General features: G+C 66.4%; 10 protein-coding genes and 1 pseudogene. 5 read left to right on the top strand and 6 right to left on the bottom strand.

Annotated features, from left to right (window positions below; all coding sequences use genetic code 11):
- The first annotated feature begins 138 nt into the window (after positions 1-138).
- Positions 139-1440: a zinc-dependent metalloprotease gene (locus CXY71_RS11870; protein ID WP_104135840.1), complete on the top strand. Its 1302-nt coding sequence runs from the start codon at positions 139-141 to the stop codon at positions 1438-1440.
- Between the two features lie 1056 nt (positions 1441-2496).
- Here CXY71_RS11870 and CXY71_RS11875 read toward each other — a convergent pair.
- Both CXY71_RS11875 and nudC read right to left on the bottom strand, forming a co-directional pair.
- Entirely contained in the window at positions 2497-4212 is a 1716-nt protein-coding gene (locus CXY71_RS11875; protein ID WP_104135812.1) for an ATP-dependent helicase, read from the bottom strand.
- A complete protein-coding gene (gene nudC, locus CXY71_RS11880; RefSeq protein ID WP_104135813.1) occupies positions 4209-5198 on the bottom strand; it encodes an NAD(+) diphosphatase in 990 nt (329 codons plus the stop codon). The genes CXY71_RS11875 and nudC overlap by 4 nt, the downstream gene beginning before the upstream one ends.
- A gap of 84 nt (positions 5199-5282) precedes the next feature.
- Between nudC and CXY71_RS22050 the strand changes: the two genes are divergently transcribed.
- Positions 5283-6440 (top strand): phosphotransferase, encoded by a 1158-nt coding sequence (locus CXY71_RS22050; protein WP_104135814.1) that lies wholly within the window; start codon positions 5283-5285, stop codon positions 6438-6440.
- Between the two features lie 17 nt (positions 6441-6457).
- Here CXY71_RS22050 and CXY71_RS11890 read toward each other — a convergent pair.
- Both CXY71_RS11890 and CXY71_RS11895 read right to left on the bottom strand, forming a co-directional pair.
- Positions 6458-9700, bottom strand: a pseudogene (locus tag CXY71_RS11890) (UvrD-helicase domain-containing protein); the annotation flags it as partial.
- The gene (locus CXY71_RS11895) at positions 9697-13017 is read right to left on the bottom strand and encodes an ATP-dependent DNA helicase (protein WP_104135816.1); all 3321 of its coding nucleotides are present in this window, start codon (positions 13015-13017) and stop codon (positions 9697-9699) included. The gene CXY71_RS11895 and the pseudogene CXY71_RS11890, both read right to left, overlap by 4 nt.
- Positions 13018-13112: 95 nt before the next feature.
- On the opposite strand from CXY71_RS11895, the gene CXY71_RS11900 reads away from it, so the two are divergent.
- Positions 13113-13337, top strand: a complete 225-nt coding sequence (locus CXY71_RS11900; RefSeq protein ID WP_092108379.1) for a DUF3107 domain-containing protein — start codon at positions 13113-13115, stop codon at positions 13335-13337.
- A 6-nt stretch (positions 13338-13343) separates the two neighbouring features.
- On the top strand, positions 13344-13643 hold the full coding sequence (locus CXY71_RS11905) for a hypothetical protein (RefSeq protein WP_104135817.1): 300 nt from the start codon (positions 13344-13346) through the stop codon (positions 13641-13643).
- A 10-nt stretch (positions 13644-13653) separates the two neighbouring features.
- On the opposite strand, the gene CXY71_RS11910 is transcribed toward CXY71_RS11905, so the two are convergent.
- The gene (locus CXY71_RS11910) at positions 13654-14373 is read right to left on the bottom strand and encodes a ferritin-like fold-containing protein (RefSeq protein WP_104135818.1); all 720 of its coding nucleotides are present in this window, start codon (positions 14371-14373) and stop codon (positions 13654-13656) included.
- A gap of 145 nt (positions 14374-14518) precedes the next feature.
- On the opposite strand from CXY71_RS11910, the gene CXY71_RS11915 reads away from it, so the two are divergent.
- Positions 14519-16081: a DEAD/DEAH box helicase gene (locus CXY71_RS11915; protein ID WP_104135819.1), complete on the top strand. Its 1563-nt coding sequence runs from the start codon at positions 14519-14521 to the stop codon at positions 16079-16081.
- A gap of 29 nt (positions 16082-16110) precedes the next feature.
- On the opposite strand, the gene CXY71_RS11920 is transcribed toward CXY71_RS11915, so the two are convergent.
- Complete coding sequence (locus CXY71_RS11920) at positions 16111-16980, bottom strand: PHP domain-containing protein (RefSeq protein WP_104135820.1); 870 nt, start codon at positions 16978-16980, stop codon at positions 16111-16113.
- Positions 16981-16991 lie beyond the last annotated feature (11 nt).

Raw genomic sequence — 16991 nt, forward strand, 5'->3', positions numbered from 1 at the left:
AGCCCCGAGCGGGCTACTCGCACTAGCGTAGAAGTATGCAACTGAGAGGGGCCTGAAGTGGCCGACGACTCCCTACCCCCGAACGACAAAAATCCCGGCGAACCCAACGCTCATGACGACGGTGACGAGTTTCGTGACATGCTACGCGACATTCTGAGCGGCAAGAGCGGCATCGACCCGAGCCAGCTCGCCGGCGCTGCCGGCCTGCCCAACGACCCGGCCAGCGTCGCCGCGCTCATGCAGCAGTTGCAGGGCGCGATGAACTCCCAGGGCACCGGCGTTGACTGGAAGATTGCGCTCACGCAGGGTGAACAGCGAGCGGCCACTGGCCAGCTCAGTGCGACCAATGAACAGCAGGCTCAGCTGCGCCAAGCTTTTCACATCGCGGCTCTCTGGCTCGATGACATCATCAGTGTGGCCGAACTCACCGTCGAACCGCGCCTAATGACCCGCCGCGAGTGGGTCACCGCGACCATGCCGCTCTGGACCCAGCTCGCCGAACCGGTCGCCACGAGCATCTCCGATTCCCTTACCCGGGTCTTCGCCGAACAGGTTCCCGAAGAGATGCAGGGCATGGTCGCCAATGCGAGCCAGCTCGTGCGCAGCATCGGCGGCACCCTGTTCGCCATGCAACTCGGCCAAGTCGTCGGCCAGCTGGCCAGCGAGGTTGTCAGCGGCGGCGATGTCGGCATTCCGCTGCTCGGTGAGCAGCAGGCCGCCCTGCTCCCCCAGAACGTTGCCGACTTCGGCGCTGGCCTCGACGTTCCGCGCGACCAGGTGCAAATCTACCTCGCCGTGCGCGAGGTAGCCCACGCCCGATTGTTCCGCCACGCCCGCTGGCTGCGCCTGCACCTGACCAGCGCGGTCACCGCCTATGCGCGCGGCATCAGCATCGACTCCAGCCGGCTCGAAGAACTGGCCGGAAGTTTCGATCCGTCCAACCCCGAAGACCTGCGCCAGGCCATGGTCGACGGTTCGCTTATTCAGCAAAAGTCCGAGTCACAGCTCGCGGCCCTGTCCCGCCTCGAAACGATGCTCGCCCTAGTCGAGGGCTGGGTCGACGTCGTCACCGCTCGCGCCACCGTTCGACTTCCCAAAGCGGATGCGATCGCCGAGACGGTCAAACGCCGCCGGGCTTCAGGCGGTCCGGCTGAGTCCGCTTTCGCGACCCTGGTCGGTCTCGAACTACGTCCGCGGCGGCTACGGGAGGCAGCAGCGATGTGGCAGGCCGTGACGGATGCCGTCGGCAACGAGGCGCGCGACGCGCTCTGGTCGCACCCCGATCTGTTGCCCACTTCGGAGGACATCGACGATCCCCAGCCACTGATCATTCGGCTGACCAGCGTTGCCCGCGGGGAACCCGAGGTGCTCGACGACGTCGACCAGGCCCTCGAAGACCTGCTGCGTGACGACGGCGCCGAGCGCCCGCACGAGGAGTAGCGGCGCTTTTCCTCCGCCTCGCCGAGCAGAACGGCGGCTACCTTGTGTACACCCGCCAAGACATAGAAAAGCCCTGCAGCTCTACGCGCGCGGCTAGATTCACCCGACGGTCTCGGAGCGCCGCATCGACGAGGTCAACGAGGTGCTTGGGGAGATGAAGCACGGCAAGATCGACGGTCGGGTGATCATCCACTATTAAAGCGGCCTGACGATGCTGGCCGAGCGATCGCCGAATCCCACTATTCGGTGGAAGCGCGCCCGCACTCCCGTACCTGTGGATAACTTTTACGCGCGACCACCAGACGCGTCATCATGTCGGCATGGCCCTGAGACTGAATCCGCGGTATCCGCTGGTGTGGCGTACACCGAATTGCGTGCAGCTCGGCATCGACCGCGCCATTGTCACGATCGGCGGGTTGACGCCCGCGCACGAGGCCGTGCTGTCAGCACTTTCTGCGGGGGTACATCGATCGGGTGCGATGCTCCTCGGAACTGCCGCCGGGGCATCCGTTGTCGAGGTAACGCATTTGCTCGACTTGCTCGAACCGGCCCTGTTGTACGTGCCAGACGATGCGCCGGCACCGGTCACCCCGCTGCCCCGCACCGTGCTGGTTGACGGCCACGGACCAACCGCGATCCGGCTGCGCGCGCTGCTGGCCAACCTCGGAATCGAAGAGCCATCACCCGACAACGACCCGGAGCTGGCCGTGTTGATCGGGCAGTACGTCTTCTCTCCTGAACGCCACGGGCACTGGCTGCGCCGCGATATTCCGCACCTGCCGGTGGTCTTCAGTGACAGCGCCGCGCGGGTGGGGCCGCTCGTCGAACCCGGCCGCGGACCCTGCCTGACCTGCCTGGAACTCGCCCACGTCGATGACGATCCGTGCTGGCCGGCCATGGCCTGCCAGCTCGTGCTGCGCGAGGCCCCGAGCGAAACTCCGCGGCTGAGCTTCGAGCTCGCCGCCCGGGTGGCCGGACTCGTTCAGGACCGCCTGGAAACAGGCCGATCCGTGTTGTTCACGCGGTCACTGCGCCTGGACGCGCGGGGCGGTGCGCTCAGGGCCTCTGTACACCGGCTGCACGAGCGGTGCGGCTGCCAAGCTCTTCCAGAAAACGCGAGCGTTCGCGAGCTCCTCGCGCCTGCACTCCCGAGGACGACCAGCTCAGCGCGAGCCGTTTCCGGGCGCGGGTGATGCCGACGTAGAGCAGCCGGCGTTCCTCGTCGATCTGCTCGAACGTGCTCGCATAGCTGATCGGCACCAGGCCCTCGCTCAGGCCGACCACAAACACCGCATCCCACTCGAGGCCCTTAGCGGAGTGCATCGTGGCGAGCGTCACGGCCGACACCGTCGGTTCGTGCTGGCCGGCCTGACGCTCCATCAGCTCGTCGGTGAACTGTCTGAACGTGGTTCCGGCTGCGGCCTGGTCGACCAGACCCATCAGGGCGTTGAGCGATTCCCACCGCGCCTGCACTGCGCCGCGGGTCTCCGGAGCAGCCTGGCTCCAGCCGAGCGAACGCAGAACGTCACTGACCGATTTGAACAGCGGTTCCCCAATGATTGAAACGGATGCCGCGCGCAGGCTCATCACCGCCTGCTTCACCTCTGGGAGGTCAAAGAACCGTTTCGCGCCGCGAATCTGGTAGCTTACCCCGACCTCGGTCAGCGCCGTTTCGATCAGCGCGGCCTGCACGTTGACCCGGAACAAGATGGCCACGTCTTCGGGTTTAGTGCCCGCGTCGATAAGTTGCAGAATCTGCTCGGCCACGCCGCGGGCCTCGGCCATGTCGGAGGCGTAGCCGCGCACCGTTGGGTCGGGGCCGCTGTCGGTCTGGGCAGACTGCAGGGTCAGTGCGCCGGACCGGCCACGCATCAGCTGGTTCGCGGTGGCGACGATCGGAGCGGTCGACCGGTAATTCTGTTCGAGCCGCACTACCGTGGCGTCCTCATAATGCTTCGGAAAGTCCAGCAGGTAGTCGCTGCGAGCACCGGCAAAGGAGTAGATGGTCTGGCTCGCGTCGCCGACGACGCAGAGGTCGCGGCGGTCGCCAAGCCAAAGGGCGAGCAGGTCGTGCTGCAGCGGCGAGACGTCCTGGTATTCGTCGACGACGAAGAACCGGTATTGTTCGCGCACCTGCAGGGCCACGGAGGGCTCGGCCTCGATCATGCCGGCCATGGCGAGCAGTACGTCCTCAAAGTCGATCTGCTTGCGATCGTCTTTGAGCTTCTCGTAGGTCTGCTGCAGGGCGACGACCTGGTCGACGTCGAGTCGGCCGGGCAGGCTGCGGCGGGCGATACCGGCCGCGTACTGCTCAATGCTCAGACCGCTGGTTTTGCGCCATTCCACCTCGGCGGCGAGGTCGCGCAGGGTGGCGGTGTCGAGTTTGAGGTGCAGAGCCTCGGCGGCGTGCCCGAGAATGCGGCCCTTGCCGTCGAGGATGCGCGGCGCCTGCCCGCCGACGACGTGCGGCCAGAAGTAGTTCAGCTGGGACAGCGCTGCGGCATGAAAGGTGCGCGCGGCCACTCCCCCGGCGCCGAGCTGACGCAGGCGTCCGCGCAGTTCGGCGGCCGAGCGGCTGGTGAAGGTGAGCGCCATGACCCGGTTCGGGGCGTAGGCGCCGGTCAGCACGCCGAGCGCAATGCGGTGCGTTATGGCGCGGGTCTTGCCGGTTCCGGCGCCAGCGAGCATGCAGACCGGGCCGATCAAAGCTTCGGCGGCAATACGCTGCTGTTCGTCGAGGCCCGCAAGCAGCGAGTCGGCGGTGACCGTCACGGACGAATCAATTCCGTCGCGGCGGGTAACGGCGCGCCGAGCCAACGCTCGATCATGGCGTGCGCGATGGAGGACGGGCCGGGCAGCAGCATCCACTCACCAGCATCAAGCAGGTCTTTTCGGCTGAACCAGCGCAGCGCGAGAATCTCAGCTCCGTCGGGCAGCAGATCATGAGCTTGCTGGTCGTCGACGAGGCGAGCGGTGAAGCCGCACATAACCGAGGCCGGGAACGGCCACGGCTGGGAGCCGACGTAGGCCGCATCGGTGACGCGCAGGCCGGACTCTTCGAACATCTCGCGGATCACGGCCGCTTCAAGGGCTTCGCCGGGTTCGACGAATCCGGCCAGCAGTGAGTACCGGTTGTTCTCCCACATGGCGTTGGAGCCGAGCAGAATGCGGTCGTCGGCGTCGGTGATCAGCACGATCACGGCGGGGTCGGTGCGCGGAAAAACCTGGCTGTTATCGACCGGGCAGCGGCGCACCCAGCCGCCCTCCTCGACCAGGGTGACGGCACCGCAGCGGGGGCAGTGCCCGTGCGAGGCATGCCAGTTGAATACGCCGAGTGCTTCGGTGAACAGCCCGGCGTCGCGGTCGTCGAGCACGGTCGCGACGGTGCGCAAGGCCGCCCAGCGTGTCTCGTCGGGTTCGAGGCGGGCGGCGGCGTCATCCTCGAGCTGCACGGCAACGATGCGGGTACCGGCCGGTTCGGGCAGATCAGCGGGCAGGGACCGGCCGAGGTAGACGCGCAGGCCGGCGTTGTGCAGACTCGTCGGCGACAGCAGGGCCAGGTGCACGCCGGTGCTGGTCGCATCGGTGCTGGTCGCATCGGGGGGCGCGAGCAGTATTTTGCCGTTCCAGACGGGCAGAAGGCGGGTGGCGGCATCCGCCCAGAGCTGGTCGAACAGCTCAGTCAGGTCGCGGGTAAGGTGGTCGCGGTCGACCGCGTGGCGAGACAGCGGCAACCTCGTCGTGAATGTGAACGACATGGTTTATCTCCGAGCTCTGCGAGAACGCGTTATGGAGGCGTGGCGGATAACCGCCAGACCGCAAGTCGATCTAACCTAGAAGGCATGGCCAGAACTCAACTCACTCTAGCCGCGTTAGCCACCTCCGCTGTTCCGGGGCTCGACGTGGCCTACGCCCGCAAGCACAGTGCCGGCGCGCACGGGCTGTTCGACTCGGCGCTCGTCATCGACAAGGCCGGTCGTGCGCTCATTATTCGCGTTCCCACCAGCCAGTCGGCCGAAACGGAGCAGTCCGCGGACCTCGTGGCGCTGCGCGCGCTCACCACCGGCAATCGCAGCCGGCTGCCGTTCGACGTGCCCGAGTACGTCGGCCAGACACCGATTCAAGGGACCCGTGCTGTGGTCTATGAGCTGCTGGCCGGTGACAGTTTTGATGCGGATGCCCTCACCGGGCATGAGGGCGTCGCCGGGTCGATCGGGCGCGCGATAGCCGCCATCCACTCGCTGCCGAGCGCCTTCATCGGCACCGCCGGCCTGCCGCAGCAAAGCGCCGAACAGTGCCGCAAGGACGCAATCGACCTGATCGACCGAGCCGCCAGCACCGGTTATCTGCCCGCCGCGCTGCTGCGCCGCTGGGAACAGGCCACCGACGACGAGGCCCTGTGGCAGTTCGCGCCGGCCGTGGTGCACGGGTCGATGTCGGCCGATTCCATTCTGATCACCGACGACGCCGTGTCGGGGATTCTCGGCTGGTCGGGTTTGGCCGTCGGCGATCCGGCGCGCGACCTGCACTGGCTGCTGGCCGCCCGCGGTGACGCCGCCGAACTGGCCATCGATACCTATTCCAGCACCCGACAGGGCAGCGACACGCACATCACCCAGCGCGCCATGCTGTACGCCGAACTGGAACTGGCCCGCTGGCTGCTGCACGGTTCCAGCAGCCACGACCAGTCCATCGTCGATGACGCCGTCGCCATGCTCGACGGCCTGGTCGACACTGTGCACAGCCACACCCAGCAGCCGCTCTCCCCCGAAACCGGCCCGATCATGAGCGTCGGTGACGTGGAGAACATGCTCGACCACATGCCGCGCGCCGCCCGCGACTACGACCAGCACGCGGCCATGCACACCGATAGCTATAACTTTTCGGGACTGACCGCTGACTCCGACCGTGACGACGCGGACTCTGACGACGCCAACACCGGGGCCAACACCGGGGCCAATGCCCCGGACCAAGCCGCAAGAAGGTCGGACTCCGAGTAGAGACGCTCGGGGGTGATGACGATATCGTCGGCGACGAAATAGAACACGGCATCGACGATGCTCGGATCGATCCCCTTCCACCGGGCGTAGGCGAGCCGGTACAGCGCGAGCTGAGTCTGTTTGAGTTCCAGGTCGGCGGCGTTCTTGGGCGCCCGCCCGGTTTTCCAGTCGACTACCTGGAACCCGGTTTCGGTACGGTAGACGGCGTCGAGCTTGCAGACGAAAACCTGCCCGGCGAGCACGTGGTGAATTTCGATCTCAACGTCAACCGGCCGGCGATCAGCCCATTCGGAGCGTTCGAAGGTGGCCTGGAGAATAGCGAACTGCGCCTGCTCCGGCACGTCGAGCTGCCCGAGTGTTCCCGTGCCCTGGCCCTCGTCTGCCAGATCGAGATCGAGGTCGAACAGATCGGCATCGACGCGGTCGGTGCCAGTGGCTCCGCCCGCCCGACGCTCGACCCAGGAATGGAACAACGTGCCGAGCCGAGTGGCCCGGTACGGACGCTGCGGCATCGGGCGGCGCAGCTCCGCCGCGACACCGGCCGGATCGTCGACGTAGTCCTTGAACCGGGAGGCCGGGATGCGAGTGGGCACGGGCGCAACCCCGCCGCCTTTGAGGCGCAGGGCGCGTTCCTCAAGCAGCAGGGTTACGGCGTGCGACCAGCGCGTGGGGGTATCCGCTTCGCTCGCGCTCACCCTTGCCGCAGCAGCCTCGACCAGCGCCCGGCGGCCACCGAGTGGGTCGAACGGCCACAGTTCAGTGCCATCATCGACCGAGGCGGGCTTTTCGAACTCGACGGGCACGTCGGGGATTTCGGCGATCAGCCCGGCCTCGACAAGTTCGGTGAGGTAACGGCTGGGCTTGCGGGCGGTACTTCCGGGACCCCAGAATGAGCCGGTCAGCAGCAGCTCGCGCTTGGCGCGGGTGGTCGCGACGTAGATGAGACGGCGTTCCTCGTCGTCGTGCCGGTCGGCCAGCTCGGCCTTGTAGGCCTGAAACGCCAGATCGAAGTCGAACTGGGTGACGTGGCCGGCGATATCGAGATCGGGCAGCTCGGACCGGTCGCCTCGGAACGCATAGGGCAGCTCGCCGAAGCGCAGCCATCCGCTCGTATCGCGAGAGGCGGCTGGCAGGCTCTTCTCGGTCAGGTTAGGAATGGCGACGAAATCCCATTCGAGACCCTTGGCTCCGTGAACGGTCAGCAGCTGCACGGTGCCTTGCTCCGACATTTCAGCGCGAGGGCCGAGATCATCTTGCAGTTCAGCCCGCTTGAGCCAGCGCAGAAAGCTCGCCAAGGTGCCCTGCTCGTCACTGTCGAGAAAGGCCGAGACGGTGTCGTGGAAGGAATACAGGTTAGCCAGGCCGAGGTCGTTGGCCTCGTTCGCGATCAGTTCGACGTCGAGCCGAAATTCCTGCTCGATCAAGCGCACAAGGTCGAGCAACGGCAGGCCGGCCCGGGAGCGCAGCCAGGCCAGCTGACGACCGGCCGACTGTACCCGGGCCCGGCCGAGTTCGCTGAACCCGGCAAGCTGGCCGTGCGAGTCGGGCGCTGAGCCGAGAAAATCAAGCGCATCGACGAGCGAGCTGCCCTCATCGCCGGCAACGGATGCGCGCAGCTTGCCGCGCAAATCGGCCGAGATGGCTTTCTGCGCCCAGTCGTGCCCGGCCAGCCAGCGCGCCACGTCGGCGAGCGCTTGCAGGTCGCGCGCGCCAACGCGGTAGCGGGCACCGCTGAGCAGCCGCACCAGTTCGCTGCCGGCGGCGGGGTCGTGCACCACGCGCAACACACTCACGACATCGGCGACCTCGGGGGTGGAGAGCAAACCACCGAGTCCGAGCACGTGGGCACGAACGCCGTGCACCCGCAGCACCTCGGCGAAGTATTCCATCTCACGACGGGCCCGAAACAGCATCGCGCCGCTGTGCTCGCCGACCAGTCGGGTGGCGAACCAGTCGGCGATGGCTCCGGCCTCTTCGGCGATGGTTTCAGCCATGAGCGCGTCGACCGCGCCGAGCCGGGTGCCGGTGGGCACCTTGAGAGTTTCGACCTGGATTCCGCCTGGTTTGGCGCGGAGCGCGGCGCTCAGCGGGGCGACGAGAGTGTTGGCAGCATCGAGCACAAGGGCAGGATTGCGCCACGTGAAAGACAGCGACATGGTCGGGGCCGTAATCGCTGGGCTGAAGTCGCTGGTGTTGAAATCTCGGCCGAAGCCGAGCAGGTTTGCGCTACTGGCACCGCGCCATCCGTAAATGGATTGGTGGGGATCACCGACGGCCATCACCGGGTGGTCGCGAAACAGGGTATGTAGCAGCTCGGTTTGCAAGACCGAGGTGTCCTGGTACTCGTCGAGGAGCACCACGCGGTATTGGTCCCGGTATCGGTCGACGACGGTGTCGACCTTTTGGCAGACCTGCAGTGCCAGGGCGACCTGATCGGAGAACTCGATCAGTCCGAGGCGACGCTTCTCACGGCTGTAGCGGGCGGCGAGCTCGGCCAGAACGGGGAGCGGGACGACCGCGGCCAGGGAATCAGTGACCGAGGCGTACGGTGTCTTCTTGCGCGGATTGCCGTAGGGCAAATCGGGCAGGTAGCCGAAACTGTCGGCCAGACCGGTGAGGTCGTGGGGAGCCCCGGGCTGACCGAGGTGAACGGCTGGCGGATTCTCGGCCAGGGCACGGCTGAGCTGCAGCACGGCATCGGTGACGAGGTCGAGGCTCTTGCCGAAGGGCACGAGCCGCCCGTCGCCGTAGTCGATGACGACGCGACGGGCCAGGAGCCAGGCGCTGGTTTCGCTCAGCAACACCGACTCGGGTTCGCGGCCGAGCAACAGGGCGTTGTCGGTGAACAGGCGGCTGGCGAAGGAGTTGTAGGTGGACACGCTCGGGGTGTTGAACAGGTCGGAAGACTCCGCAGCCGTGCCATGGTCGGAGTCGGAGTCGGCGTCGACGGTGATCGGCATGAGGCCGGCTGTTTCGAGGTCGCTGATGCGCTTGTTGATGCGCTCACTGAGCTCGCCGGCGGCTTTGCGGGTGAAAGTGAGTCCGAGAATCTGGTCGGGTCGGGCGTGGCCATTGGCGAGCAGCCAAAGCACCCGGTTGGCCATGGTCTCGGTCTTACCGCTGCCGGCTCCGGCGACGACGAGGGTCGGCGTGAGCGGCGCTTCGATGACCGCCTGCTGCTCAATAGTCGGCGCGAACATGTTGAGCGCCGCCGCGATATCGAGCGCGGAAACCGTAGTGGTCGTGGAAAGAAGACTCATGAGCTGACCTGCTTGATGACGTGGATGCGGCAGGACCCGTGAGACCTGGGGTCGAGACAGTGCGAAGTGATCTCGGCGATGAAGGTGGCACCGCCCATTCCGGCAGCGTCATCACCCACCCGGATGCGAAAAGCCTCAAGCTGCTCCGGCGTGAACGCGGGCTGGGTGGGATTGCGATAGTTCTGCTTGACAGTGCCCGAGGAGACGATGACCAAGCGGGCACCGGCCAGAGCCATATCCGAGGACACACCGTCGATGGCGCCTTCCTGAAAGGCCAGCTGGTAGGCGCCAAGCTGCGGATGCTCCGCGACTCCACTGTCGCTCGTCGCATCGCCCTTGCCAGTTTTGAGGTCGACGATCACGGCCCGACCATCAGCCTGGCGCTCGACCCGGTCGATGGTGCCCGACAGCACGGCACCGCTCACCTCGAGCTGAAAGGTGCCCTCGGCGCTCAGCAGCTCGCCGCCGCCGTGCTCGAAATCCAGCAGGTAGGAGGCCAGTCGATCGGTTAGCTTCCGCGCTGCAACCTTCTGCACCCGGGATTGCCAATCAGCATCGAAGTCAAGCTCGTTCCAACGGGCCTCCACCCCCTGCCACAGGGCTTCTGGGCGCCGATCGGTGGCGTCTTCCATGACCTTGTGGATGATCGTGCCGAGGTTAGCGGCGGAGTTGGAGTTGCCGCCACCGACCTGACCGATCAGCCAGTGCAGCGGGCAGGTTTCAAAGGCTGCCATGCGCGACGGCGATACCCGTACCGGTTGGTCACCGGCCTCCGGGTCGTTGAGCAGACGCACGGTGCTCGGATCGGCCAGACCGTACCACTCGTCGGGCGAGGCACCGGGAACATTTTCGTCGGCGAGCCGGGCCAGCGTCGCGGCGGCATCCGCTGCCCGGGTGGCAGAGTCGAACCGACCCGGCGAGTGGATGGCACGGGTCAGGTCGCGACGCAGTCGTGCGGTCAGACCGCGAAGCGACACGGGGTAGTAAGCGGGGTCGTCGGCTCCGAGAGCCGGGGCAGGCTGCGGCAACAGGCGAAAGAACACCGATGGTTCGTTCTCTTCGTTATTGACGGCGGTCACGAGCAGTTCAGTCGTGGCCCGGCTGGCCGCCTGAGCGAACATGCGTAGCTCGTCATGGAGCACCGCCGTTCGGGCGTCGGTATCGGGGACGTCTTGCCCCGAGGCGATGAGGGCGAGGTCGCCGGCGCCGAGCAACGAACCGCGAACACGCAGATCGGGCCAGACGTTGGCCTGCACACCGGCGAGAACGACGATATCAAAATCGCGCCCGATGATACCGCTCGGCGTGGACACGGTGACCGCCGCGCCCAGGGCGCGCGGCGCTAGGGTATCTTCGGGCACGTCAGTGTCGACGAGGTGTTCGAGGAACAAAACCGGTGGGGCCGCGGGGGTACGTTCGACGTAACGCTGAGCGGCCGAGAACAGGGCGACGACGGCATCGAGGTTGTGGTTGGCCTCGTCGGCGACGATTCCGGTGCTGGTGGACTGTTCCTTCCATTCGCGGTCGAGGCCACTGCGCTGCCACAGGCCCCAAAGAAGTTCTTCGATGGTCGCGCCGGCCGCATACTCGATGGCGGCCTGGCGCAGGCTCGCTCCGCAACCGGCTGCGCGGCGGGCGGTGCGGTTGTCGATGGTAGCGAGCAGCTCGGGGTCGTGCAGGGCGGCGACGAGCAGTTCATCGGCGCTGCGCGGGGAGGGGATGTCGTCGCCTAGCTCGTGTTCGCCTAGCTCGTGTTGCCCCAACTCCTGTTGACGCAGTGCGGCGCGCAGCCGACGCAGGGTGATCGGGTCGAGGCCGCCGAGCGGGCCGCGCAGCAGCTCGATCGCGGCCTCGGAGTCGAGCTGTTTACGGCCGAGGGTGACCTCGAGGGCGAGAATAAATGCCTTCACGGCGTACTCGTCGCGCAGCGCCGTGCTGGCAGTCGACACCTGCGTCGGCACCTCGAGAGCGGCGAGCCCCTTGGATATCGACGGAACGAGCGAACCGGTGCGCACAATCACGGCCATGCGCGACCACGGAATGTCGTCGATCACGTGCCGCTCGCGCAGCAGCCGGGCGATCACCGCGAGCTGGTCGGCCGGGCTGGTCGCGATGACGGTGTGCACGGATGGTTCGGGGACGACGTCCGGCGTGGTCACTGCGCTCGGGGCCGAGAGCGCAGGATCATCGGAGCCTTCGACAGCAATCTCGCTCACCACGTCGGGCGCACCCAGCACGCTGCCCGCCGCGCGCTGGGTGCCGGCCGCGGCCGCGCCGATGCGGCTGGTGATCTGCTGAATCACCTGACGGATGCCCGCGCCATGGCGGTAAACGGTGCCGAGCACGATCGGCGGCGCTATCCCGCCGAAAGGCAAAGCCGCCGCGGTGCCGGCGGAGGTCCGCACCGGCGTACCGACCGCGCCGATGCCGAGGTACTGACCGAGGCGGCCGAGGGCATCGGGATGCGCACCGTGGAATGAACCGGTGCTGATGTCGGGGTCGCCAACGGCGATGATCGCGACTCCGCGCGCCTGGAACTGCGCCAGCAGGGTGAGCGTGGCCTGGGTGACTTCCTGGGCATCGTCGAGCACGATCAGACGCAGTCCGGCCAGGGTGCCGAGCGTCGCAGCCCCGGCCGGGCCGGCCTCGGCTCTGGCCACGATCGCCGCTGCATAGCGGGCGAGCTCGGTAGAGTCGTACTGCTCTGGGCGGGCTTGGTCCTTGGCCTCTTCGTAGCCGCGAATAAACTCGGCAGCAGCCACCCACTCCGGCCGGCCCAGGCCGAGACGCTCCAACTGGCCCGGGGTGACGCCATATTCCACGGCGCGCATCATCAGATCGCGCAGTTCGGTACGAAAACCGCGGAGACTGCGCACATCCGCGCCAAGAGTGGTCGGCCAAACCGGGCCGCTCGGCGCTCCGGCCGTCTCGTCGTCTAGATGGCCCTGTAGCAGTTCGGCGATGATCTGGTCCTGCTCGCCGCCGGTGAGCAGGGTCGGAGTCGGCCCACCGGCCTGGGCGACCGCGGAGCGCACGATTTGAAAGGCCACGGAGTTGGCGCTGCGAGCTAGCGGTCCGTTGGTCGGCACGGCCAGGCGCAGCGCGATCCGGTCGCGTAGCACGGTGGCACCGGCGCGCGTCGGAACCAAGACCAGCACCTCGCTCGGTGAATACCCCCGGTTCAACACTCGGTCGGCGACGAGTTCGACGAGTGTGGTGGTCTTGCCGGAGCCGGGCGCACCAATAACGGCGGCGCTCTCCGCTTCGGGGAGGTCGAGAACGGCCTGCTGGTCGGCGTCGAGGTCGTGGTTGGTCACATTTCAACGGTAACGGGTTGCGCCGACAGTGAAATCGGTCAGGGCGGGGGCGCGTTCTGTCGTAATCTGAGCGCAAGGCTACGAAAGGCAGTTCGGTGGATATTCGCATTGGTATTTTCAACTCTCCCCGGGAGATCGGTTTTGAGACTTCGCAGCCAGCGACCGAGATTGAGGAGACCGTTGCGGCGGCCCTCTCCGGTCAGACCGGCTATCTGAAGCTCAGCGACAGCAAGGGTCGCGTCTACATCGTTCCGACCGTTGGGCTCGCCTACGTGGAACTCGGCAGCGAAGAGTCGCGCCGCGTCGGCTTCGTCGCCTAAAACGCCATGGAGTTGTTGTTCGTCGCGCTGTTCGGCACGCTCATAGGCCTCGGCGCACGGTACTTCTTACCCGGACGCTCCACCCAGGGCTCGGTGCTGGTCCCGGCGATCGGAACGGCCGCGGCATCCTTTGTCTGGGTCGCACTGACCTGGCTCGGCTGGAATTGGGCCGGCGGATGGATCTGGTGGGTGTCCCTCGGGGCCGCCTGTGCTGCATCCGTTGTGCTGAATCTTCTGATCAGCCGGCGACGCATTCACGCCGATCAGCGGCTGCTGCAAGCCCTCGCCAAAACCGGAACGGCCTAGTCTCACATTTTTATGCAGTGAGGCCGAGGCCGTCCATGCGGCGGGTGTGCGCCGCGATGAGTTCGGTGAAGACCGGTTCGATGCGTGCCTCATTGCTGTCTGCGGGAGCGTTCGCCAGATCAGTGGCCGACCTGGCCACGAGCAGGGTGTCACCGACGAGCCGACGGCCCCACATCGCCAGCCGTGAGCCGAGCGCCTGGTCGTTTTCGATCGCGGTCTGTAGCTCGTGAATGAGCACGTCGGTACCGGAATCCTCGCCCAGCAATTGCGCGACGCGAGGCCCGATATCACGCGGCAGGCCGTCGGACAGCCGAATGAAGAAGTCGTCGAGCAAGCCACCAACCAGGTAGCAGCTCAGCAGTAATTCATGCCAGTCAGTACCGGCCGTTTTCGCGCGGAACGCATCGAGGCTCAGGACGAACGGGGCCATCTCGACGGCTGGTTCGTGGCCGCGTCGACGAATCTCGGTGATCAGTCCGTGGTGCTTGCTCAGCGCCCGACCGGCAGCGGCGCTGAGGCCTTCTTTCACTGCGAGGTTCGGTGCGGTCGCCACCGCGCGGGCCAGGCTATCGAATTCGCCGAGCTCACTGTAAGCGGCCTGGCCGAGAAAATGTTGCACGCCCGGTGCGAGCGAACTGATGTCTACTTTTTCGGCTGGCTGGGGCGCCCCGCGGGCCGAAAGCCTCGGAGCTTCATTGCGCTGCGGGCGCCGACCGAACCACGTGACCACGGGCCTAGTTTAGAACAGCGCGCCTGTGGCCGCTGTCCAGACGGGGCAGTAAGGTGGAATTACGTCGCCGACAAGGATCGGCGGCCGCTGCCCGAGACGCAAAAACGGGCGCACTTCGCTTCCAGTTAATGACAGGCATACATTCGTGACTTTCTCCGAACTTAATATTGACCAGGACATGGTCGACTCCCTCGCCGCCACGGGCATCCTCGAACCGTTCCCGATTCAGACCCAGACCATCCCCCTCGCCCTCGCCGGCCAGGACATCATCGGTCAGGCCAAGACCGGCACCGGAAAGACCTTCGGCTTTGGACTTCCGGTAATTCAGCGCCTCGGAATCGACCCGGAGCCCGGTGTGCAGGCCCTCATCGTCGTGCCGACCCGCGAACTGTGCGTGCAGGTCTCCGAAGACCTCGAACTTGCCGCGGCGAACCGTAATACCAAGATTGTCTCCATCTACGGCGGCAAGGCCTATGAAGGTCAGATCGAACAGCTCAAGGCTGGCGCTCAGATCGTCGTCGGCACCCCTGGCCGTCTGCTCGACCTCGCCGGCCAGCGTTTGCTTACCCTCGCCAACGTGCGCGAAATGGTGCTCGATGAGGCCGACAAGATGCTCGACCTCGGTTTTCTCTCCGACATTGAGAAGCTCTTCGCGCAGACTCCGGCGACCCGCCACACCATGCTGTTCTCGGCAACGATGCCCGGACCGATCGTGGCCCTGGCCCGTCGTTTCATGAACCGCCCGATTCACATTCGCGCGACCGATCCCGACGAGGGCCTCATGCAGGCCAACATCGAGCACCTGGTCTACCGTGCCCACAACATGGACAAGGACGAGGTCATCGGCCGCATCCTCATGGCCGAGGGCCGCGGCAAGACCATCATCTTCACCCGCACCAAGCGTGCCGCCGCGAAGCTCGTCGAGGAACTCGGCGACCGTGGCTTCAACGCCACCGCAGTGCACGGCGACCTGAACCAGGAACAGCGCGAACGCGCCATGGCCAGCTTCAAGAGCGGCAAGAAAGAGATCCTCATCGCGACGGATGTCGCCGCGCGCGGCATCGACGTGGAAGACGTCACCCACGTGATCAACCACACCATTCCCGAAGACGAGAAGGCCTACCTGCACCGCGTCGGCCGCACGGGTCGTGCCGGCAAGACCGGAATCGCCGTCACCTTCGTCGACTGGGACGACCTGCACAAGTGGTCGCTCATCAATAAGGCCTTGGACTTTGGCCAGCCGGAACCGATGGAGACGTACTCCTCGTCACCGCATCTTTACACCGACCTGAACATTCCAGCCGGTTCCAAGGGCCGCCTGCGCGCCACCCCGGTGAAGGAGGTCACCGTGGGTGACGCTCGCACCGGCGGGGCCGGACGTACCGGCGCATCTCGTTCTGCCGGAGTGGGCAGCCGATCCGGCGCGGCACGCTCCGGTCGCTCCGAGAGCGGTCGTAGCTCCGGCCGTGGCGACTCTGCGCGCACCGGTTCCGACCGGCCAGCGACGAGCCCGGCCGCCGCCGACGCCAGTCGCCCCGCCCGGTCACGCACCCGCGTCGGCTCCAGCACGAACCCGGATGCCCCGGCGGCGACTCCGGCCGCCGGAACACACGATGGCGGTGGAGCCGAGCACCACGACGGCAATAACGCCCCGCTGCGTCGCAGTCGCACCCGTCGTCGCTCGCCGCAGACCGGCAGCACAATCTAGTCGCTGCGCAGCGCCACTCGAACAAGCAATCAGCCGTAAACCGGAGCCGAGCCGCGGCCCTCGGCGATGATGCGGTCGAGAACGTCGGGGGCTGTGGTGTTCTCGCCGAGCAGGTTGGGCTTGCCGGTGCCGTGATAATCGCTTGAACCCGTGACGTACAGCCCGAATTTGGCGGCGAGCTCGTGCAGCCGTTTGGTGGGCTCCGGATTGTTCTCGCGATGCTCGAGTTCAAGCCCGAACAGTCCGGCGTCGACCATCGTCTTCAAGCTGGATTCAGCGACGACGTCGCCGATGCCGCGGGTGGCGGGGTGGGCGATGACCGGCACTCCCCCGGCTGCGCGCACGAGTTCGATCGCTCGCAGGGGTTCGGGGGCGTAGTGCGGTTGAAAATAACCGGCCTTCCAGTGCAGAATGTCGGCGAAGGCCGCGCTGCGATTGAGGGCGTGCCCGCGAGCCACGAGAGCATCGGCGATATGCGGCCGCCCGACCGTGGCTTCAGGAGTGGTCTGGGCGAGCACGTCGTCCCAGCTCAGGTCGTAATCCACTCCGATGCGGGCGACCATCTCCTCGGCCCGGCTGAGCCGGGCTGCACGAACGCGGGTCATCTCGGCCAGCAGCGCAGAATCGTCCGGGTCAAAAAGATATGCCAAAAGGTGCACGCTGGAATACCGCACCCGGGTGCTAAATTCCATTCCCGGAATAAGTGTCAGGTGCTCGATGCGTGCGGCCGCGGAACCCTCAGCCCAGCCAGCCGACGAATCATGGTCGGTGAGAGCGATCGTGCCGAGCCCTGCTACGGCCGCGGCGTGCACGAGCTCCGCCGGAGTTTCGGTACCGTCGGACACGCTCGAGTGTGCGTGAAGGTCGATCGGACCCCGAAATTGCCGCGCGACTGCCATGACCCCATGCT

Origin of the sequence: Cryobacterium sp. Y62, assembly GCF_002929785.1 — a bacterium.
Lineage (GTDB): Bacteria > Actinomycetota > Actinomycetes > Actinomycetales > Microbacteriaceae > Cryobacterium.